Below are 18,635 nucleotides of genomic sequence, written 5' to 3' on the forward strand. Positions count from 1 at the left end.
GCTTTCCCGTTCGGTCTCGCGGGAATCGGACACGGCCCTGGTGCGCGTAGACTCACCCCCCGTGAGTTTGACCCTCGGTATCGTCGGCCTGCCCAACGTCGGCAAGTCCACCCTGTTCAACGCCCTCACGCGCAACGACGTGCTGGCGGCGAACTACCCGTTCGCGACCATCGAGCCGAACGTCGGCGTGGTGCCGCTGCCGGACGCCCGCCTCGGCAGGCTCGCCGAGATCTTCGGGTCCGAGCGCGAGGTGCCCGCCGTGGTGTCGTTCGTCGACATCGCCGGCATCGTGAAGGGCGCGTCGGAGGGCGCCGGGCTCGGCAACAAGTTCCTCGCGAACATCCGCGAGGCCAACGCGATCTGCCAGGTCATCCGCGTGTTCGACGACTCGGACGTGATCCACGTCGACGGCCGCGTCGACCCGGGCGCCGACATCGAGACGATCAACACCGAGCTGATCCTCGCCGACCTCCAGACCCTGGAGAAGGCCGTCCCGCGCCTGGAGAAGGAAGCGCGGATGCAGAAGGACCGGCGGGCGGTGCTGGAGGCCGCCGTGAAGGCGCGCGAGATCCTCGACTCCGGCCGCACCCTGTTCTCCGCGCAGTCCGAAGTGGACGGTGTGCTGCTGCGCGAGCTGAGCCTGCTCACCACCAAGCCGTTCCTGTACGTGTTCAACGCCGACGAGGCGATCCTGACCGACGAGGCGAAGCTCAAGGAGCTGCGCGAGCTGGTCGCGCCGGCCGACGCCGTGTTCCTGGACGCCAAGGTCGAGGCGGAGCTGCTGGAGCTGGACGAGGAGTCCGCGCGCGAACTGCTGGAGTCGATCGGCCAGCACGAGCCGGGCCTGTACTCGCTGGCGAGGGCCGGTTTCCACACCCTGGGCCTCCAGACCTACCTGACGGCGGGTCCCAAGGAGTCGAGGGCCTGGACCATCCCGAAGGGCGCGACCGCCCCGCAGGCGGCGGGCGTGATCCACACCGACTTCGAGCGGGGTTTCATCAAGGCCGAGGTGGTGTCGTTCGACGACCTCGTGGAAGCCGGCTCCATGGCCGCGGCGAAGGCGGCGGGCAAGGTGCGCATGGAGGGCAAGGACTACGTGATGGCGGACGGCGACGTCGTGGAGTTCCGCTTCAACGTGTGACGGCGGAGCGTGCCGCCGTCGGACCTCGCCGCCCTGGACCGTCAGGTCAGGGCGGCGAGGTCGATCTTGATGTCGAACGGCGCCGAGCACTGCAACGTGTCGTGGAAGATGCCGACCAGTGCATAGCGGCTTGTCGTCGTGTCCAGTTCGTAGACGTGGACGACGGGCTTTCCCGCTTCTTCCTCGATGCGCCAGTGGTGGGCGATGCCCGCCTCGGCGTACTTGCGCAACTTGACCGTGCGGTCGCGGTACTCGGACTCGGGTGAGACGACCTCGACCGCCAGCACGACCTCGGCCGGGGTGAACCAGGTCCGCTCCTCCGGGTAGGGGACCGTCGTCACGACGACGTCCGCCTCGGGACGGTTGTGCTTGTCCAGGCGGATGGTCATCTCGTGGTCGACGACCAGGTTCGCCGGTACCCGGGCTTCGAGCGCGTTGGTGAGCTTGCGGATGATGCGGCCGTGGGTCCGGCGCTGTGCGTTCATCATGAGAACGAGCGCTCCGTCGATCAGTTCGGTGTGCCGGGGCGCCTCGGGCAGTCGATCCAGGTCCTCCGCGAACCAACCCTCTTCACGCGGTGGACGCATCCAGTCGGGCAGGCCGGTCATGGCCCCACCGTAACTCGGGCCGGCGGCGTGGGCTGTGCTCACGGGTGTGCCTCCTGGATCTCGGGGCGCCGTGGTGATCAGTGAAGCAGCACGCATCGACGCAGGTCCATTGCCTGATCAGGTGGCCTGGGCCGCGGTTCGTACCGGTGGTACGAGGGTGGGGGCGGGCTGGGGCCTCGTCCTGCCGGACCGGGTGATGGCGGACGGCGACGTCGCGGAGTTCCGCCTCACCGTGTGACGGTCCGGCGACATCGCCCTCCAGTGGTACGATATCCGGTACCACCGGAGGGGGTGCGGCATGTCCATCACCGCCAGCGAGGCGCGCAAGGAACTGTTCCCGCTGATCAAGCAGGTCAACGACGACCACGACGTCGTCGAGATCGTCTCCAAGCACGGGAACGCCGTCCTGATGTCCGCCGACGACTACGCCGCCCTGCGCGAGGGCTCCTACCTGCTGCGTTCGCCGGCGAACGCCCGACGCCTGCTCAAGGCGTACGAGAACGCCCTCGGCGGTGTCGGCCTGTCGACCCGTGGGCTGATCGACCCGGACGCGGCGGACGCGGGAGAGGGAGCCGGGTGAGGCTCGTTTTCGAGGAGCACGGCCGGGAGGACTACACGTCCTGGCTGAAGAACGACCGCAAGGTGCTCGCCCGGATCAACAAGCTCATCGAGGACGTCCTGCGCGACCCCTTCACCGGTATCGGGAAGCCCGAGCCGTTGAAGTACCACCTGGCCGGGGCCTGGTCCAGGCGGATCGACGACGAGCACCGCCTCGTCTACCTGGTCGCGGAGCAGGAGGTCGTCATCCTCGCCGCTCGCTACCACTACTGACCGACCCGACCGACCCGACCGGACGGCCGGACGGCCGGTGGACGACCTCGGGCCGGCCCACCCGACGGTGGACCGGCCCGAGGTACTGTCTGGTGTCGTCAGCGCACCTGGTTGCGGCTGTGGCGCGCGAGGGCGAAGACGCCCCCGGCCGTGGCCAGCATGCCCAGGGCGGAGACGGTGAACACGACGATGTCGGCGGTCATTGCTAATCCCCTTGCGGTATTGATCTCCCACTCGTCTTGACGTCCGGGTACCCCGGTTCGTGGCCCGTCAGTCGTGCAATTCACACGATCGTGGAGGTAGAGGGTGGGACTGCGTGCACTGGAGGGCCGTGTGCTCGCCTTCGCGTCGTGGGTGTTCGGGCTGTCCGTCCTCGGCCACCTGGCCATGGTCGCCCTCCAGGCGAAGATGACCATGGTCGACCTCATGGTCTACCGCAACGCCTCGCCCGAGCTGTTCACCGGCCGGCTCTACGAGTGGCGGCTGGAGGAGTTCTCCGACCAGTTCGCCCTGCCGTTCACCTACCCGCCGTTCTCGGCGATCGTGTTCGTGCCGCTGTCCTGGGTCTCCTGGGGCGCGGCCCGCTGGTCCTGGCAGCTCCTCTGCCTGGCCTGCCTCTGGTACCTGACCAAGAAGTCGCTGCACCTGGCCGGCAGCAACGACCCGCGCCGCGCGCTGCTGTGGACCGGCCTGTTCGTCTGGGTCGAGCCGGTGCGCACGACGCTGAACTACGGGCAGGTCAACCTGGTGCTGGCCGCCCTGCTGATCGGGACGCTGGTCAGCGCCCGCGCCTGGAAGCAGGGCGCGGGCGTCGGGATCGCGGCCGGGTTGAAGCTCACGCCCGCCATCTCCGGGCTCTACTTCCTCGTCACGAAGCAGTACAAGGCGGCGGTCTGGTCGGTGGTGGCGTTCGCGGGCACGGTCGGCCTCGCGTGGGTCGTCTCGCCCCGCCTGTCGGCCGAGTACTGGTTCCACCTGCTCGGCGACGCCACGCGCGTCGGCCCGGTCGGGTCGGCGATCAACCAGTCGCTGCGCGGTGCGCTGAGCCGCACGCTCGGGTACGACATCCAGACCGGCCCGGTCTTCCTCGCGGCCGTGGCGGTGTCGGCGGTGCTGGCCGGGTTCGCGCTGCACGCCGCCGTGAAGGCGAAGGACACCCTGGCGATGGTCGTCGCGGTGCAGTTCCTCGGCCTGCTGGTGTCGCCGATCTCGTGGAGCCACCACTGGGTGTGGGCGGTGCCCGCCCTGATGTGGCTGGTGTACCGGGCGCACCACGTGCTGGCGAGCGTGACGGCGGTCGCCTGGGTGCTGGCGATCGGCAGCTACCTGATCTCGTTCCTGCTCAACGCCCAGCCGTCGATCTGGGTGATCCCGCGCCCCTGGTACTACTCGGCGCTGGGCTGGGTGTACCCGGCGGTGGGCGTGCTGACGCTGGTCACGATCGCCGTGGTGCTCCGGGAGCGGTCACCCGAGCGCGTCGAGGACCCCGTCGATCTCCTCCGCCAGTGACACGTCGCGGGCGGTGATCCCGTCGCGCACGTGCGTCCAGCAGCGGAACGTGAGCGTGCGCCAGTGGATCTCCACGTCCGGGTGGTGGTCCACCCGCTCGGCGACCTCCGCCACCCGGTTCACCGCCTCGATCGCCCGGGGGAAGCTCTCCAGCTCCACGACCCGCACCAGCGCCTTGTCCCGCGCACTCCACGAGGGCAGCGAGACCAGCGCGGCGGTCACCTGGTCGTCGGTCAGCAGTTCGGCCATGCACCCGATCGTGCCACCGCTCGGGGTAGGCTGCGCGTTCGCCACGGGAGTCCGGTGCTGCGCCGGGCTGAGAGGAAGGCGCGCGAGCCTTCGACCGTCCACACCTGATCCGGGTCATGCCGGTGTAGGGAGAGATGATGTTCCGACGCGCACTGTCCGCCGCGACCGCGTTCGCGCTGCTCACCGGCTGTTCGGTGACCACCAGCCAGTCGCCCGCCGACCAGGACCGGTCGGTGACCCTGGTCACGCACGACTCGTTCGCGCTGTCGCAGGAGCTGCTGGACAGGTTCAAGACGGACACCGGCATCACCATCAAGCCGTTGGCCAGCGGTGACGCCGGCGAGGTCACCAACAAGCTGGTGCTCACCAAGGGCAACCCGATCGGCGACGTCGCGTTCGGCGTCGACTCGACCTTCGCGTCCCGCGCGCTGCGCGAGGGCGTCTTCGCCGAGTACGCGAGCCCCGAGGCCGACAAGGGCGCCCAGCGCTACCAGCTCGACCCGCCGAACCGGCTGCACGCCGTGGACGTCGGCGACGTGTGCCTCAACGTCGACGTCGCCGCGCTCAAGGACGTCGGCGAGCCCACCCAGCTCGCCCAGCTGGCCGACCCGAAGTACCGGGACATGCTGGTCGTGGAGGACCCGGCCACCTCGTCGCCGGGGCTCGCGTTCCTGCTGGGCACGATCGCCACGTTCGGCGAGGGCAACTGGCAGAACTACTGGGCCCAGCTCAAGGCCAACGGCGTCAAGGTGGTCAGCGGCTGGGAGGAGGCGTACACGCAGGACTTCTCCGGCTCCAGCGGCAAGGGCCCCCGGCCGATCGTGGTGTCCTACGCGTCCTCGCCGTCGGCGGAGGTCGGCGACGACGGGCAGCCGCGCACCAGGGCGCTGCTCGACACCTGCTACCGGCAGGTGGAGTACGCGGGTGTGCTCGACGGCGCGGAGAACCCGGCCGACGCGGCGCGGGTCGTCGACTTCCTGCTGTCCGAGGCCGTGCAGGCCGACGTGCCGGGCCAGATGTACGTGTACCCGTCGCGCGAGGGCGTGGCGCTGCCCGAGGCGTGGGCGAAGGCCGCCCCGCTGCCGGCGTCGTCGCGCTCGCTGCCCGCCGACGAGGTGGACGCCAACCGGGAGCGGTGGGTGCAGGAGTGGCGCACCATCGTGCAGGGCTGAGGCCCCCCGCACCCGGCAGGCCCCCCGCACCCGGCAGGTCCCCGGTCCCCGGCAGTCCCTCGGCGCCCGGCAGGTCCCCGGTCCTCGGCTGGTCGCTGGCCGCGCTGGTGCCGCTGGCGTTCCTGGGCGTGTTCTTCGCCTGGCCGGTCGCGGCGATCGTGGGCCTCGGTTTCGGCGAGGGCGGCGTCCCGCGGGTCCTCGGTGCCGGCGCGACGTGGGAACTGGTCGGGTTCACCCTCGGCCAGGCCGCCGCCGCGACGGTGTTCGCGCTGGTCGCGGGCCTGCCGGTGGCGTTCGTGCTGGCCCGCTGCCGGGTGCGCGGCACGGGGGTGGTGCGGGCGGCGGTGATGGTGCCGTTCGTGCTGCCGACCGTGGTGGTCGGCCTGGCGTTCCGGGCGCTGTGGCCGGACGGCGGCGTGCTGCCGATCGTGCTGGCCAACGCGTTCTTCAACGTCGCCGTGGTCGCCCGCACGGTCGGCGGCCTGTGGGCGCGGCTGGACCGGCGGGCGGAGGACGCGGCACGGGCGCTCGGCGCGTCGCGCGCCCGCGCCTTCACCGCCGTGGTGCTGCCCGCCCTGGCCCCGGCGGTCGGGTCGGCCGCGTCGGTGGTGTTCCTGTTCTGCGCCACCAGCTTCGGCGTCGTGCTGGTGCTCGGCGGCGCGCGCCACCGCACCCTGGAGACCGAGATCTACCTGCGCACGGTCGAGCTGTTCGACCTGTCCGGCGCGGCGGCGCTGTCGCTGCTCCAGTTCGCCGCCGTGGTCGCGGTCCTGCTGCTGGGCGGCGCGGCCCGGCGCCGCCGGGAACGGGGGATGCCGCTGCGCGTCGAACCGCCGCGCCGCCCCACCGGCGGCGAGTGGGGCGTGGTCGCGGCGGCGTGGCTGGTGGTGGCGCTGCTGCTGACGCCCGTCGTGGGCCTGCTGGTGCGGTCGCTGGCCACCCGCGACGGCTGGAGCCTCGCCGGGTACCGGGCGCTGGCGGGCACGGGGGAGCGGGGCACGCTCGCCGTCACCGGCCTCGACGCGGCGCTGAACTCGGTGCGCGTGGCGACCGACGCGACGCTGGTGGCGCTGGCCGTGGGCGTGCTGTCGGCGGTGGTCCTGGTGGGGCTGCGGCGGCACGGGTCGTGGTTCGCCGAGACCCTGGACACGGCGCTGATGCTGCCGCTGGGCGTGTCCGCGGTGACCGTCGGCTTCGGCTACCTGATCACGATAGACGCCCTGCCGGGCGACTTCCGCACCTCGCCGCTGCTCGTGCCGCTCGCGCAGGCGCTGGTGGTGACGCCGCTGGTGGTGCGGATCGTGCTGCCCGTGCTGCGGGCGGTGGACGAGCGGCTGCGGCAGGCGGCGGCGACGCTGGGCGCGAGCCCGTGGCGGGTGTGGCGCGAGGTGGACCTGCCGCTGGCGTCGCGGTCGCTGGTCGCGGCGGCCGGCTTCGGGTTCGTGGTGGCGCTGGGCGAGTTCGGCGCGACGAGCTTCCTGGCCCGCCCGGACGCGCCGACGCTGCCCGTGGTCATCGCGCGGCTGATGTCGCGGCCGGGGCAGCTCAACAGCCAGATGGCGTACGCGGCGTGCGCGCTGCTGATGGTGGTGACCGCGCTGGCCGTGCTCGCGATCGAACGGCTGCGCGTGCCGAGCGGTGGGGAGTTCTGATGGCGTTGCGGGTGGCCGGCCTGACCGTGCGGTACGGGGACGTGACCGCGGTGTCCGGGGTGGACCTGGACGTCGCCGACGGCGAGGTGGTGGCGCTGCTCGGGCCGTCCGGGTGCGGCAAGTCGACGCTGCTGCGGACCGTGGCCGGGCTGGAGCCGCCGAGCGGCGGCACCGTGTCGTGGGACGGCGCGGACCTGGCCGGCACGCCCGTGCACCGGCGCGGCTTCGGCCTGGTGTTCCAGGACGGCCAGCTGTTCCCGCACCGGGACGTGGCGGGCAACGTGGGGTTCGGGCTCCGCGTGCGCGGCGTGGCGCGGGGCGCGCGGGACGAGCGGGTCGACGCGCTGCTGGAGCTGGTCGGCCTGGCCGGCTACCGGCGGCGGCGGGTCACCGAGCTGTCCGGCGGCGAGCAGCAGCGGGTCGCCCTGGCGCGGGCGCTGGCGCCCCGGCCCAGGCTGCTGCTGCTCGACGAGCCGCTGTCCGCGCTGGACCGGGCGCTGCGCGAGCAGCTGGCGGTGGACCTGGCGCGGCTGCTGCGGGAGGCCGGCGCGACCGCGCTGGTCGTGACGCACGACCACGACGAGGCGTTCACCCTGGCCGACCGGGTCGCGGTGATGCGGGCGGGCCGGATCACGCAGGTGGGTGCCCCGGCCGAGGTGTGGCGGCACCCCGCCGACGTCGACACGGCCCGCTTCCTGGGCTGCGGGAAGGTGCTGGACCCGGGGGCCGCGCGCGAGCTGGTGGGCGTGGACGCGCGGGTCGGGCTGCGGTCCACCGCGCTGCGCGTCACCCCGGACGGGCCGCTGGCCGCCGACGTGCTGGAGCGCGTGCACCGGCGCGACCACGTGCGGCTGCTGGTCTCCGTGCGCGGGGAGGAGTTCGAGGCGGTCGCCCCGGTCGCCGGGCCCCCGTCGCCCGGCGACCGGGTGCGCCTCGCCGTGGACCACGACGGGATCGCCCTCATCGGGTGAGCTCGTACTCCACGTCGCCGTGCTCCGAGCCCTCGATCGGGACGGGCCACACCTCGTGGAACGTCCGCACGTACCGCAGCCCGGCCTTCTCCAGCACCCGCCGCGACCCGGTGTTGACCGCCATCGCGGTCGCGGTGATCCGGCGCAGCCCGGACGCGAGGCCGTGCGCCACCAGCGCCCGCGCGCCCTCGGTGGCGTACCCGCGGCCCCAGTGGTCGGGGTGCAGCCGGTAGCCCAGCTCCGCCACGCCGTCGCCCGCCGGGCTCAGCTCGAACCAGCCGACGAACCCGCCGGTCGCCTTCAGGTGCGCCGCCCACCAGCCCCCGGCGAGCAGCCTCGGCATGACCTCGGCCTCCACGCGCGGGCGCGGCACCGGCCTGCCGTCCTCGACGTACCGCATGACGCGCGGCTCGCCGAGCAGCCGGGACACGTCGTCCACATCGGACCCGACGAACGCGCGCAACGCCAACCGCTCCGTCTCCACGGGCGCCAGTAGAACCTAGTTGTCCTTCGTCGCCAACCGCATTGCCGCCAGCGACAGGCCGATCAGGACGAAGCACCCGGCCAGCGCCGTGCTGTGCCACAGCCCCTCGGTCGGCAGCGGGTCGCGCACGACGTCCACCAGGCCGTCCCACGCCGACGTGAGCAGGTACGGCTGCAACCAGTCCAGCGAGTCGAACACGCCCAGCACCGCGGACACGATGACGCCCGCCATGGTCGCGGCCATCACCACCAGCGGGTGCTCGGTGCACGCCGAGATCGCCAGCGCGATCGCCGCCACCCCCCACACCTGCACGGTGACCAGCAGCACGGTCAGCGCGATCCGCCCGAGCGCCGCGCCGAACGACAGCGTCGACCCGGACAGCGTCAGCATCCCGCCGCCGCCGAACAGGACCACGCCCACCACCGCACCGACCACCGCGATCAGGGTGACCGCGACCAGCGTCATGGTGGCCACGCCGAACGCCTTGACCCCCAGCAGCCGCATCCGGCCCACCGGCGAGATCATCAGGCCGCGCAGCGTGCCGTGCTGGGCCTCGCCGGCCAGGCCGTCGGCCGCCCAGATCGCGCCCACCAGCGGCAGCAGCAGCGGCAGCGCCAGGAACAGCGTGAACACCGGCAGCACCAGGCCGTTGCCGGCGATGATCGCGGCCAGGCCCGGCCCGGCGGGACCCTCGCCGTCGACGGCGAACCACAGGCCGACACCCGCCAGCACCGGCACCAGGCACAGGCACGCCAACCCGATCAGGGTGCGGGGCCTGCGGACGATCCAGCGCAGCTCCGAGCGCAGCTGCCTGCCCAGCGGCGCGCGCGTGACGACCAGCGCGCTCATCGCGCACCCTCCTCGATCGTGTCCACCGCGGACAGGTTGTGCTCGGACTCCTCGGCCTCGGTCAGCCGCGCGAACAGGTCTTCCAACCCCGTCCGGTGCCGCCGCGCCTCGTGCACCGCCACACCGGCCTTGACCAGCGCCTCCAGCACCGCGGGCGCGGTCGTGCCGATCAGCTCCACCCGCACGCCGTCGTCCGCGGGCCGGGCCGAGATGCGGCCGTTGCGCAGCGCGTTCAGCGCCGCGTCCACGTCCGGCGTGGTCACCAGCAGCGCGTTGCCGTCCGCCCGCAGCAGCTCGCCCAGCTCGCCCTGCGCCACCACCGCGCCGCGGTGCAGCACGGCGACGTGCGTGCAGATCGCCTCGATCTCCGACAGCAGGTGCGACGACACCACGACCGTGCTGCCCGCCCCGTGCAGGTCGGCGATCACCCGGCGCACCTCGCGGGTGCCCGCCGGGTCCAGGCCGTTCGTCGGCTCGTCCAGCACGATCAGCTGCCGCTTCACCAGCAGCGCCCCGGCCAGGCCCAGGCGCTGCTTCATGCCCAGCGAGTAGCCGCGGTAGCGGCGGTGCGCGGCGGCGGCCAGGCCCACCCGCTCCAGCGCGTCCTCCACGGCCCGCTTCACGTCGCCCGTCGCGAGCAGCGGCTCGAAGGCCGCCGCCCGCAGCAGGTTCTCCCGCCCCGACAGGAACGGGTGGAACCCCGGACCCTCGACCAGCGCGCCGACGTGCGGCAGCGCCGCCGCCGCCCCGTCCGGCAGCGCCTCGCCCAGCAGCTCGACCTCCCCCTCGGTCGGCCGCACCAGCCCGAGCATCATGCGGATCGTGGTGGTCTTGCCCGACCCGTTCGGGCCGAGCATCCCGAGCACCGCCCCCCGCGGCACGTCGAGGTCCACCCGGTCCACCGCGACGGTCCGGCCGTACACCTTGCGCAGCCCCCGCGTCCGGGCCGCGAGGACCGGGGTGGAGCCGGCCGTGGCCGACTCCACCCGCGCGCTGGTCGAGGTGGTCACTTGACCTGGCCGATCGCGTCCAGCAGCACCTGCTCGGGCACCGCGCCCGCCGCCACCCGGCCGTCGTCGGCGATCAGCACGCCGCCCACCCGGGTGGTGATCAGCGTGCCGGACCCCCACGTGCCGCCGACCTCCTTGCCCAGCTGCTCCAGCAGGCCCTGCACGTCGACGTCCCCGGCACCGGGCCGGCCCTCGAAGCCGCGGTCGCGCCGGTCACCGGACGGCTCCTGCCGCTCGAACGCCGCCAGCGCCCCCCCGGGCACCCGCGCGCCCAGCACGACGTCCCAGCCCTCGCCGATCACCTGCGGGTTCGCCTCGGCGAGCGCCTGCTCGGCCGCCGCCCGGTCGTGCCCGGACGGCCCCTCGGGCTTCGCCTCGGTCACCGTCGCCCCGGCGGGCGGCGTGAACGAGAACAGCGCCGCGTCCTGCGGGCCGACGTTCAGCTCGGAGAACCCGATCTGCACGGCGGGCGCGTTCGTGCCGTTCGTCAGCACGGCCACCCGCAGCGGCACCCGCAGCTCCGAGTCCACCGCCACGCGGACCTCGCGCAGGACCGTCTTCTCCGTCGGCTTCGGCGACAGCACCAGCTCGTACACCGGGCGGTTCGCCACCCGGGCGGTGCCGTCGACGGTGACGTCGCTGAACTCCCGCAGCCGCGTCACGACCTCGCGCGCCACCGCCACCGGGTCGGCCGCCGCGGCCTCCTGCGGCGGCGCCGCGCCGTGCGGGAACTTGTTCACCGCCTGCTCGGCCGAGTTCCACAGCCACCCGGTCGTGCCGTCGTCGACGAACGTCCGCTCCGAGTTCCCGGCGGGCAGCTGGGCCCGCACCCGGCCCGCGCCGTCGCTCCACAGCCGCACCGCGCTGTCGCCGTCGGACAGCTGCGGCACACCCGGGACGGCCGGGACGCCCAGGTCGTTGGAGACCTCCACGGTGCCGCCGAACGCGGCGGGCCCCGCCGTGACCACGGACTCGACGAGCGCCTCGGCGCCCACCTCCGGCAGCACCGGGGCCTGACCGGCGCCGGCGGGCATCGCCAGCACCCCCAACCCGGCGACGCCGGCGACCACGCCGACCGCCGCGGCGACGACCGTCACCCTCCTGCGGTTCATGTGATCCCTCCTCCTGCCGGGCAGCCCCTTGCGGCCCGACACCCCGGACACTCCTCCGACCGTCCTGAGACGGCGCTGAGAGGCTGAGACGGTGCTGAGAGCCGCACGACGATCGTCCCACCGAACGGGCATGCTGTGGGCGTGAGACCACGGGTGCTGGTAGTGGACGACGAGGTCGGCGTGCGGCGCGCGCTGGAGCGCGGCCTGTCCGCGGAGGGCATGGAGGTCGTCACCGCCGCCGACGGCCCCAACGCGCTGCGGGTCGCGCTGACCGGCGCGTTCGACGTGGTGCTGCTCGACATCATGCTGCCCGGCCTGTCCGGCTACCGGGTGCTCCAGCGGATGCGCGCCGAGGGCGTGCGCACCCCCGTGCTGATGGTGTCGGCGAAGGACGGCGAGGTCGACCAGGCCGACGGCCTCGACCTCGGCGCCGACGGCTACCTGGTCAAACCGTTCTCGTTCGTGGTGCTCGTCGCCCAGGTCCGGGCGCTGCTGCGGCGCAACGACGCCGACCTGGCGCGGCGCCGGCTCACGCTCGGCGACCTCGTCGTGGACCGCGCCGTGCGCGAGGTCCGGTGGGCCGGCGAGCACGTCGCCCTGTCGCCGCGCGAGTACGCCGTGCTCGACGTGCTCGCCGGCCGCGCCGGGTCCGTCGTCACCAAGGACGAGCTGCTGCGCACCGTGTGGGGCGACGAGCAGGCCGCCACCCGCAACGCCGTCGAGGTCTACGTCGGCTACCTGCGGCGCAAGCTCGACGCGATGGGCGCGGGCGAGGTCGTGCGCACCGTGCGCGGCCACGGCTACCTGGCGTCCACGCCCGACCTGGACGCCGCCCTCGGCTCGGCGGCCAGCAGGCGCAGGTGAGCCCGCGCCGCTGGTGGCCGCGCCGGTGGTGGCTGCGGCGCACGCTGCGGTTCCGGATCACCGTCGTCGCCACCGGCGTCGCCCTGCTGTGCCTGCTCGCGTTCACCCTCCTCGCCCCGCGCCTCATCGGGATGGTGCAGGTCAGCGCGGTCGACGCGGAGCTGGCGAAGACGGCGCACGTGCGCGTGCTCGACACCGCCGGCAACCCGCTCGACGGCGGGCCGCCCACCGGCCTCACCCCGGCCGACGTCCGCCTGCTCAAGTCCGGCGAACCCGTGCTGCGGCTCGACGGCGCCGGCGCCCACCGCTGGGTCGGGCGCGTCGAGTTCGCCCCCGACGGCACGCCCCGCCTGCACGTCGCGGGCGACACGCTCGTCGGCTACCAGGCCGCCAACCGGCTCGGCACCCGCTGGCTGCTGCTCGCCGCCGTCCTCGTCGCCGGGCTCGTCGGCATCGCCACGTGGTTCGCCGTGCGCTCCTCCCTGCGGCCCGTCGAGCGGATGAGGACCGCCGCCGGCGAGCTGCCGCGCGGCCAGCGCCTGCCCGTGCCCGCCGCCCGCGACGAGCTGCAGGCGCTCGCCGTGGCCCTCAACGGGCTCCTCGCCCGCCGCGACGAGGCCACCGAACGGCTGCGCCGGTTCACCGGCGACGCCGCCCACGAGCTGCGCTCCCCGGTCACGTCCGTGCGCGCCCAGGCCGAGGTCGCCGTCGCCCACCCCGACCCGGACTTCTCCATCGAGGTCCTCGAATCCGTCGTCGAGGAGTCCATCCGGCTGTCCGAGCTGGTCGACGCCCTGCTCATCCTCGCCCGCGCGGACACCGGCGAACTGCCCCGCGCCGAACCCGTCGACCTCGTGCTCCAGGTCCAGGCCGCCGTCGACCGCCTCGGCGACACCGACCTGCTGGTGCAGGTCGCGGCGCCCATGAGCGCCTGCATGATCCCCGCCGCCCGCACCGAGGTCGAGCTGGTCGTCGACAACCTGCTGCGCAACGCCGCCCGGCACGCCCGCACGTTCATCCGCCTGTCCGTGCTGCCCGCCGCCCGCGACGTCCGCCTCGTCGTGGACGACGACGGCCAGGGCATCCCCGAGGAGCACCGCGAGAAGGTCTTCGACCGGTTCTACCGCGTCGAGTCCGACCGGGGCCGCGCCACCGGCGGCTTCGGCCTCGGCCTGGCCCTGGTCGCCCACCTCGTGCGCCGCCGCCGCGGCACCGTCCGGGCCGGCGAGTCGCCCGAGGGCGGCGCCCGCCTGGAGGTGCGCTGGCCGGCCTACCGGTGATGGCAGGATCTCGCCCGTGCCCGAGCTGAGGACCACCACGCTGGTCGACGCGCCCCCGCGCACGGTGGCCGCGGCCCTGCTGGACGCCGGGGTGCTGACCCGCGCCGTCCGCGGCCTCGGCGTGCGCGTCACCGCGCCGTCCCCCCTGTACGAGGGCGCCACCCTCACCGCCGCCGTCGGCCGCCTCACCGGCACCCTGCGCGTCACCCGCGCCGACACCACCGGCCTGTCCGCCGAACTCGTCGGCGGCCCCCTGCCCCGCCTCGCCCTCGCCACCGACCTGCGCCACACCGGCGGCGGCACCGTCGTCGTCGACCGCGTCGAGTGGACCAGCCCCGGCGGCGCCGTCGGGCGGCTCGCCGACGTCGTGGTCGGCCGCGGCCTGGCCCTGAAGGTCCTCGAAGCCCGCGCCGGCGCCGTGACCCGCCGTTCCCGCGAACTGCTCGCCGCCCGCGTGGTCGTCGCCGCCGCCGTCGTCCACGACGGCCTCCTGCTCGCCCAGCAGCGCGCCTACCCGGCCGACGCCGCGGGCCGCTGGGAGCTGCCCGGCGGGCGCGTCGAACCCGGCGAACCCGACCGCGCCGCCGTCGCCCGCGAGTGCGCCGAGGAACTGGGCGTCACCGTCGAGGCCGCCGACCAGGTGGGCCCCGACGTGCCGCTGCGCGCCGACCTCGTCCTCCGCGCCTACGCCGCCCGCCTCGTCACCGGCACCCCGCACCCGGTGGAGCACCGCGCCGTCCGCTGGCTGGCCCCCGCCGACCTGGCCACCCTCGACTGGCTCCCCGCCGACCGAGCCCTCCTCCCCGCCCTCCACCCCCTCCTCCCGCGAGTCATGCGCTAGCGACCCGCGAGTCATGCGCTCACGACCCCTGTGTCATGCGCTCGTGCCTGACGGTGTTCGGCATGAGCGTCGGACACGAGGGTCGCGAGCGCATGACTCGCGGGTCGTGAACGTAGGACTCGCGGGGGTCAGCCGAGGCCGGAGACGCGCAGGGCGGCGTCCAGGCGGTGGCGGGAGCGCTCACGGGAGCGCTCCGCGCCGTGCTGCCGCACCCGGTCCAGCTCGGCCGGGTCGTCCAGCAGCTCCCGCGTCCGCTCCCGCACCGGCCGCAGCTCCTCCACCACGGCCTCCGCAGTGACCTCCTTCAGCTCGGCGTAGTCCTTGATCGACCCCGCCAGCTCCTCCGGCTCCTTGCGCGTGCACGCCGCCAGGACCTCCAGCAGGTTCGCCACGCCCGGCTGCTCCTCCGGCGCGTAGCGCACCTCGGCCAGGTCGTCCGTCACCGCCCGCCGCACCTTCCGGCGCACCAGGTCCGGGGAGTCCAGCAGGAACACCGTGCCCGCCGCGTCCTGCGCCGACTTCGCCATCTTCCGCGTCGGGTCGGCCAGGTCGCGCACCCGCGCCGCGGTCGGCGGCACGACCGCCTTCGGCATCACGAACACCTCGCCGTACGTGCCGTTGAACCGCCGCGCCAACGCCCGCGCCAGCTCCACGTGCTGCCGCTGGTCGTCACCCACCGGCACCTCCCGCGCGCCCTGGAGCAGGATGTCCGCCGCCATCAGCACCGGGTACGTGAGCAGGCTCAACCGCACCGACGACCGGCCCTTCGACTTCTCCTTGAACTGGACCATCCGCGCCGCCTCGCCGTACGTGCAGGTGCACTCCAGCACCCACGTCAGCGCGCCCAGCTCGCGCACCAGGTCCGACTGCACCGACACCGAGCGCGGGTCCACCCCGGCGGCGACCAGCACCGCCAGTTGCTCCCTGGTCAGCGAGCGCAATCGCGACGGGTTGTGCGACGTCGTCATCGCGTGCAGGTCGCTGATGAAGTACACGTCCTCGTCGGTGCCCTCGGCGGCCCACCGGCGGATGGCGCCCAGGTAGTTGCCCAGCTGGACGGGACCGGACGGGGTGATCGCGGACATCCTGGTCATCGTTCTTCCCTTCGGGTGGGCCCACCGCGAGAGACCCCCCGAACGCGCGAAGGCCGCCCCAGCGGGCGGCCTGCGTTCGTGTGACGCGCAGTTCTCAGGGCCGCCGGAAGGCGGACCACCAGAACGTGTGAGAAGCGCGCATGCCGCGATCGTAGCGTGTTGCCCCCACGTCTCGCGGGTCTACATTTCTCCTATGTACGTCGTGCTGCTGGAGTACACCGCACCGGTCGACGAGGTCGACCTCGCCCTCCCGGACCACGTCAAGTGGGTGGAGGAGCAGTACGAGGCCGGGCACTTCCTGGCTTCGGGGCGCCAGGTGCCCCGCGTCGGCGGCGTGGTCCTCGTCCGGCCGATGCCCCGCGAGGACCTCGACGCCCTGCTCGCGACGGACCCGTTCGCGACCCGTGAACTCGTCGCCTACCGGGTCGTCGAGTTCGTGGCCACCCGCACCGCGCCCGAGTTGGCGGCGCTCACCGAGACGGCCTGACCGGGACCGGGGCCAGGACCGGGACCGGGGCGGCCGGGACGCACCGGGGGGTGGGGCGGTCAGCCGCCCTTGCCCTTGTTCTTCTTCATCGCCAGGACCGGGCACCGCTTGCAGCGGGGCGTGGACCGGCAGCACTTCTTCTTCACCTTCTTGCCCACGTCGGCGCCACCTCCTGTCGATCAGGCTAGGCGACACGACCGGGTGAGGCTGACCTCACCAACGGCCCTGTGTGGTAATGACGCCGGGACCGGTAGACTGATGGAGGCTGCGCGCGTGCTCCTGCTAACTGTCCGGCGCCCGGCCCTCCCTCGCTCTACCTCAGCTCTAGGAGTTCCGCGTGCCCACGGCCACCGCGTCGATCAAGGAAACGCTGGTCCGCAACGACCTGCGCAACGTGGCGATCGTCGCGCACGTTGACCACGGCAAGACCACCCTGGTCGACGCCATGCTCCGCCAGTCAGGTGCCTTCTCCGCACGCGCCGAGCTCGTCGACCGGGTCATGGACTCGGGCGAGCTGGAGCGCGAGAAGGGCATCACCATCCTCGCCAAGAACACGGCCGTCCGCCGGCACACGCCCGACGGGGACGTCACCATCAACGTGGTCGACACCCCCGGTCACGCCGACTTCGGCGGCGAGGTCGAGCGCGGCCTGTCCATGGTCGACGGCGTCGTGCTGCTGGTCGACGCCTCCGAGGGCCCGCTGCCGCAGACCCGGTTCGTGCTGCGCAAGACGCTGGCCGCCGGCCTGCCCGTCATCCTCGTGGTGAACAAGGTCGACCGCCCCGACGCCCGCATCTCCGAGGTCGTCGAGGAAGCCCACGACCTGCTGCTCGACCTGGCCACCGAGGTCGGCGCCGACGACTCCGTGCTCGACCTGCCGGTCGTCTACGCCTCCGCCCGCGCCGGTCGCGCCTCCCTCACCCAGCCCGCCGACGGCGGCCTGCCGGAGGAGGAGAACCTCGACTCGCTGTTCGAGGTCCTGCTCAACCACATCCCCGCGCCCACCGGCGACGCCGACGCCCCGCTGCGCGCCCTGGTCACGAACCTCGACGCGTCGACGTTCCTCGGCCGCATCGCGCTGTGCCGCATCGCCGCCGGCCGCATCCGCAAGGGCGAGACCGTCTCGTGGTGCCGCGAGGACGGCACCGTGCAGAAGGTCCGCATCACCGAGCTGCTGATCACGGAGGCGCTCGACCGCGTCCCCGCCGAGGAGGCCCGCGCCGGCGACCTGGTCGCCATCGCCGGCATCCCGGAGATCACCATCGGCGACACCCTCGCCGACGTCGAGAACCCGGAGCCGCTGCCCCGGATCACCGTCGACGAGCCCGCCATCTCCATGACCATCGGCGTCAACACCTCGCCGCTGGCCGGCCGCAACGGCGGCACCAAGCTCACCGCCCGCGTGCTCAAGGCCCGCCTCGACTCGGAGCTGGTCGGCAACGTGTCCGTCCGCGTGCTGCCGACCGAGCGCCCCGACACCTGGGAGGTCCAGGGCCGCGGCGAGCTGGCGCTGGCCATCCTGGTCGAGCAGATGAAGCGCGAGGGCTTCGAGCTGACCGTCGGCAAGCCGCAGGTGGTGACCAAGACGGTCGACGGCAAGCTGCACGAGCCGTTCGAGCGCCTCACCATCGACGCGCCGGAGGAGCACCTGGGCGCCATCACCCAGCTGCTCGCCAACCGCAAGGGCCGGATGGAGAACATGTCCGGCCACGGCAGCGGGCGCATCAAGCTCGACTACGTCGTCCCGTCGCGCGGCCTCATCGGCTTCCGCACGGAGTTCCTGACCGAGACGCGCGGCACCGGCATCGCCAACGCGGTGTCCGAGGGCTACGGCCCGTGGGCCGGCGAGATCCGGACCAGGCACAACGGCTCCCTGGTCGCCGACCGGTCCGGGTCCATCACGGCGTACGCGATGATCCAGCTGGCCGACCGGGGCACGTTCTTCGTCGAGCCGGGCGCCGACGCGTACGAGGGCATGGTCGTCGGCGAGAACCCGCGCGCCGAGGACCTCGACGTCAACGTGTGCCGCGAGAAGAAGCTGACGAACATGCGCACGTCGACGGCGGACGTGATGGAGACCCTCGCCCGGCCGCGCAAGCTGTCGCTGGAGGAGGCGCTGGAGTTCTGCGCGGCGGACGAGTGCGTCGAGGTCGCGCCGGAGGTCGTGCGGGTCCGCAAGGTGATCCTGGACGCCAACCAGCGCGGTCGCGAGCGCAACCGCGCCAAGCTGCGCGGCTGACCGACCCTCTCCTTATATACAGGGTGTGCTGACGGCCGCCCCCGGACCGCGGTCCGGGGGCGGCCGTCCGGCTTGAGGGGGTCCCTCACCCGATGGGGTGAACATGGGCCTCGACATGTACGGAAACGTCGTTACCGTTCTCGGTTGAAAACAAGAGGTGCCACCTCAACCCCGGAGCCGCGCAACCACCCAACGCCACGGACCGCACACGGGGCGGTGCCCGGCCCGGTCGGGCGGCAGTG

The 18,635-nt window shown here is 73.4% G+C and carries 19 protein-coding genes; 12 read left to right on the forward strand and 7 right to left on the reverse strand.

The genetic code is table 11. The features are described from left to right. Positions 1-61 precede the first annotated feature (61 nt). Positions 62-1,141 (forward strand): redox-regulated ATPase YchF, encoded by a 1,080-nt coding sequence (gene ychF, locus ACRAKJ_RS03810; RefSeq protein ID WP_438925092.1) that lies wholly within the window; start codon positions 62-64, stop codon positions 1,139-1,141. Positions 1,142-1,182: 41 nt separating this feature from the next. Here the strand turns inward: ychF and ACRAKJ_RS03815 are convergent, their stop codons facing one another. Further along, the gene (locus ACRAKJ_RS03815; RefSeq protein ID WP_447008874.1) at positions 1,183-1,749 is read right to left on the reverse strand and encodes a Uma2 family endonuclease; all 567 of its coding nucleotides are present in this window, start codon (positions 1,747-1,749) and stop codon (positions 1,183-1,185) included. Positions 1,750-2,047: 298 nt separating this feature from the next. Here ACRAKJ_RS03815 and ACRAKJ_RS03820 point away from each other — a divergent pair, with 298 nt between their 5' ends. The 3 genes from ACRAKJ_RS03820 to ACRAKJ_RS03830 all read left to right on the forward strand — a co-directional run bounded on the left by ACRAKJ_RS03820 (position 2,048) and on the right by ACRAKJ_RS03830 (position 4,089). Next, a complete protein-coding gene (locus ACRAKJ_RS03820) occupies positions 2,048-2,329 on the forward strand; it encodes a type II toxin-antitoxin system Phd/YefM family antitoxin (RefSeq protein WP_447008875.1) in 282 nt (93 codons plus the stop codon). After that, entirely contained in the window at positions 2,326-2,580 is a 255-nt protein-coding gene (locus ACRAKJ_RS03825) for a Txe/YoeB family addiction module toxin (RefSeq protein WP_438926034.1), read from the forward strand. The genes ACRAKJ_RS03820 and ACRAKJ_RS03825 overlap by 4 nt, the downstream gene beginning before the upstream one ends. Positions 2,581-2,886: 306 nt before the next feature. Then, positions 2,887-4,089, forward strand: coding sequence for a mannosyltransferase (locus ACRAKJ_RS03830; RefSeq protein WP_438926033.1), 1,203 nt, complete (start codon positions 2,887-2,889; stop codon positions 4,087-4,089). Here ACRAKJ_RS03830 and ACRAKJ_RS03835 read toward each other — a convergent pair. Further along, positions 4,045-4,338 (reverse strand): 4a-hydroxytetrahydrobiopterin dehydratase, encoded by a 294-nt coding sequence (locus ACRAKJ_RS03835; RefSeq protein WP_438926032.1) that lies wholly within the window; start codon positions 4,336-4,338, stop codon positions 4,045-4,047. The two genes, ACRAKJ_RS03830 and ACRAKJ_RS03835, sit on opposite strands and share 45 nt — an antisense overlap. 137 nt (positions 4,339-4,475) lie before the next feature. Here ACRAKJ_RS03835 and ACRAKJ_RS03840 point away from each other — a divergent pair, with 137 nt between their 5' ends. The 3 genes from ACRAKJ_RS03840 (at position 4,476) to ACRAKJ_RS03850 (ending at position 8,133) form a co-directional block, all read left to right on the forward strand. Then, entirely contained in the window at positions 4,476-5,510 is a 1,035-nt protein-coding gene (locus tag ACRAKJ_RS03840) for a thiamine ABC transporter substrate-binding protein (protein ID WP_438926031.1), read from the forward strand. 104 nt (positions 5,511-5,614) lie between these two features. Next, positions 5,615-7,162, forward strand: a complete 1,548-nt coding sequence (locus tag ACRAKJ_RS03845; RefSeq protein WP_438926035.1) for an ABC transporter permease subunit — start codon at positions 5,615-5,617, stop codon at positions 7,160-7,162. Continuing rightward, positions 7,162-8,133, forward strand: a complete 972-nt coding sequence (locus ACRAKJ_RS03850) for an ATP-binding cassette domain-containing protein (RefSeq protein WP_438926030.1) — start codon at positions 7,162-7,164, stop codon at positions 8,131-8,133. The genes ACRAKJ_RS03845 and ACRAKJ_RS03850 overlap by 1 nt, the downstream gene beginning before the upstream one ends. Here the strand turns inward: ACRAKJ_RS03850 and ACRAKJ_RS03855 are convergent. From ACRAKJ_RS03855 to ACRAKJ_RS03870, 4 genes are read right to left on the reverse strand one after another with little or no spacing between them, the layout of a single operon-like run. Further along, on the reverse strand, positions 8,123-8,617 hold the full coding sequence (locus ACRAKJ_RS03855; RefSeq protein WP_438926029.1) for a GNAT family N-acetyltransferase: 495 nt from the start codon (positions 8,615-8,617) through the stop codon (positions 8,123-8,125). The genes ACRAKJ_RS03850 and ACRAKJ_RS03855 overlap by 11 nt on opposite strands. A gap of 15 nt (positions 8,618-8,632) precedes the next feature. Next, positions 8,633-9,466 (reverse strand): ABC transporter permease, encoded by an 834-nt coding sequence (locus ACRAKJ_RS03860; protein ID WP_438926028.1) that lies wholly within the window; start codon positions 9,464-9,466, stop codon positions 8,633-8,635. After that, positions 9,463-10,476 carry an ATP-binding cassette domain-containing protein gene (locus ACRAKJ_RS03865; RefSeq protein WP_438926027.1) on the reverse strand — a complete coding sequence of 338 codons (1,014 nt, stop codon included), beginning with the start codon at positions 10,474-10,476 and terminating at the stop codon, positions 9,463-9,465. Before ACRAKJ_RS03865 ends, ACRAKJ_RS03860 begins: the two co-directional genes overlap by 4 nt. Further along, complete coding sequence (locus ACRAKJ_RS03870) at positions 10,473-11,588, reverse strand: LolA family protein (RefSeq protein ID WP_438926026.1); 1,116 nt, start codon at positions 11,586-11,588, stop codon at positions 10,473-10,475. The genes ACRAKJ_RS03865 and ACRAKJ_RS03870 overlap by 4 nt, the downstream gene beginning before the upstream one ends. Positions 11,589-11,729: 141 nt before the next feature. On the opposite strand from ACRAKJ_RS03870, the gene ACRAKJ_RS03875 reads away from it, so the two are divergent. The 3 genes from ACRAKJ_RS03875 to ACRAKJ_RS03885 are packed head-to-tail and all read left to right on the forward strand — an operon-like array spanning position 11,730 to position 14,573. Beyond that, positions 11,730-12,452, forward strand: a complete 723-nt coding sequence (locus tag ACRAKJ_RS03875; RefSeq protein WP_438926025.1) for a response regulator — start codon at positions 11,730-11,732, stop codon at positions 12,450-12,452. Beyond that, entirely contained in the window at positions 12,449-13,732 is a 1,284-nt protein-coding gene (locus ACRAKJ_RS03880) for an ATP-binding protein (protein WP_438926024.1), read from the forward strand. The genes ACRAKJ_RS03875 and ACRAKJ_RS03880 overlap by 4 nt, the downstream gene beginning before the upstream one ends. A 16-nt stretch (positions 13,733-13,748) precedes the next feature. Further along, positions 13,749-14,573, forward strand: a complete 825-nt coding sequence (locus ACRAKJ_RS03885; RefSeq protein ID WP_438926023.1) for an NUDIX domain-containing protein — start codon at positions 13,749-13,751, stop codon at positions 14,571-14,573. A gap of 128 nt (positions 14,574-14,701) precedes the next feature. Here ACRAKJ_RS03885 and trpS read toward each other — a convergent pair whose 3' ends face one another. Continuing rightward, a complete protein-coding gene (gene trpS / locus ACRAKJ_RS03890; protein ID WP_438926022.1) occupies positions 14,702-15,667 on the reverse strand; it encodes a tryptophan--tRNA ligase in 966 nt (321 codons plus the stop codon). A gap of 193 nt (positions 15,668-15,860) precedes the next feature. Here trpS and ACRAKJ_RS03895 point away from each other — a divergent pair, with 193 nt between their 5' ends. Beyond that, positions 15,861-16,154 (forward strand): YciI family protein, encoded by a 294-nt coding sequence (locus tag ACRAKJ_RS03895; RefSeq protein ID WP_438926021.1) that lies wholly within the window; start codon positions 15,861-15,863, stop codon positions 16,152-16,154. A 337-nt stretch (positions 16,155-16,491) separates the two neighbouring features. Next, a complete protein-coding gene (gene typA / locus ACRAKJ_RS03900; RefSeq protein WP_438926020.1) occupies positions 16,492-18,393 on the forward strand; it encodes a translational GTPase TypA in 1,902 nt (633 codons plus the stop codon). The last annotated feature ends 242 nt before the right edge of the window (positions 18,394-18,635 follow it).

Source organism: Saccharothrix sp. DSM 118769 (assembly GCF_052936295.1).

Bases quoted from the DNA above. Each gene is read 5' to 3' on its own strand.
- ACRAKJ_RS03815 (WP_447008874.1), bottom strand. From the start codon at position 1,749: ATGACCGGCCTGCCCGACTGGATGCGTCCACCGCGTGAAGAGGGTTGG.
- ACRAKJ_RS03820 (WP_447008875.1), top strand. From the start codon at position 2,048: ATGTCCATCACCGCCAGCGAGGCGCGCAAGGAACTGTTCCCGCTGATC.
- ACRAKJ_RS03835 (WP_438926032.1), bottom strand. From the start codon at position 4,338: ATGGCCGAACTGCTGACCGACGACCAGGTGACCGCCGCGCTGGTCTCG.
- ACRAKJ_RS03840 (WP_438926031.1), top strand. From the start codon at position 4,476: ATGTTCCGACGCGCACTGTCCGCCGCGACCGCGTTCGCGCTGCTCACC.
- ACRAKJ_RS03850 (WP_438926030.1), top strand. From the start codon at position 7,162: ATGGCGTTGCGGGTGGCCGGCCTGACCGTGCGGTACGGGGACGTGACC.
- ACRAKJ_RS03860 (WP_438926028.1), bottom strand. From the start codon at position 9,466: ATGAGCGCGCTGGTCGTCACGCGCGCGCCGCTGGGCAGGCAGCTGCGC.
- ACRAKJ_RS03870 (WP_438926026.1), bottom strand. From the start codon at position 11,588: ATGAACCGCAGGAGGGTGACGGTCGTCGCCGCGGCGGTCGGCGTGGTC.
- trpS (WP_438926022.1), bottom strand. From the start codon at position 15,667: ATGACCAGGATGTCCGCGATCACCCCGTCCGGTCCCGTCCAGCTGGGC.
- ACRAKJ_RS03895 (WP_438926021.1), top strand. From the start codon at position 15,861: ATGTACGTCGTGCTGCTGGAGTACACCGCACCGGTCGACGAGGTCGAC.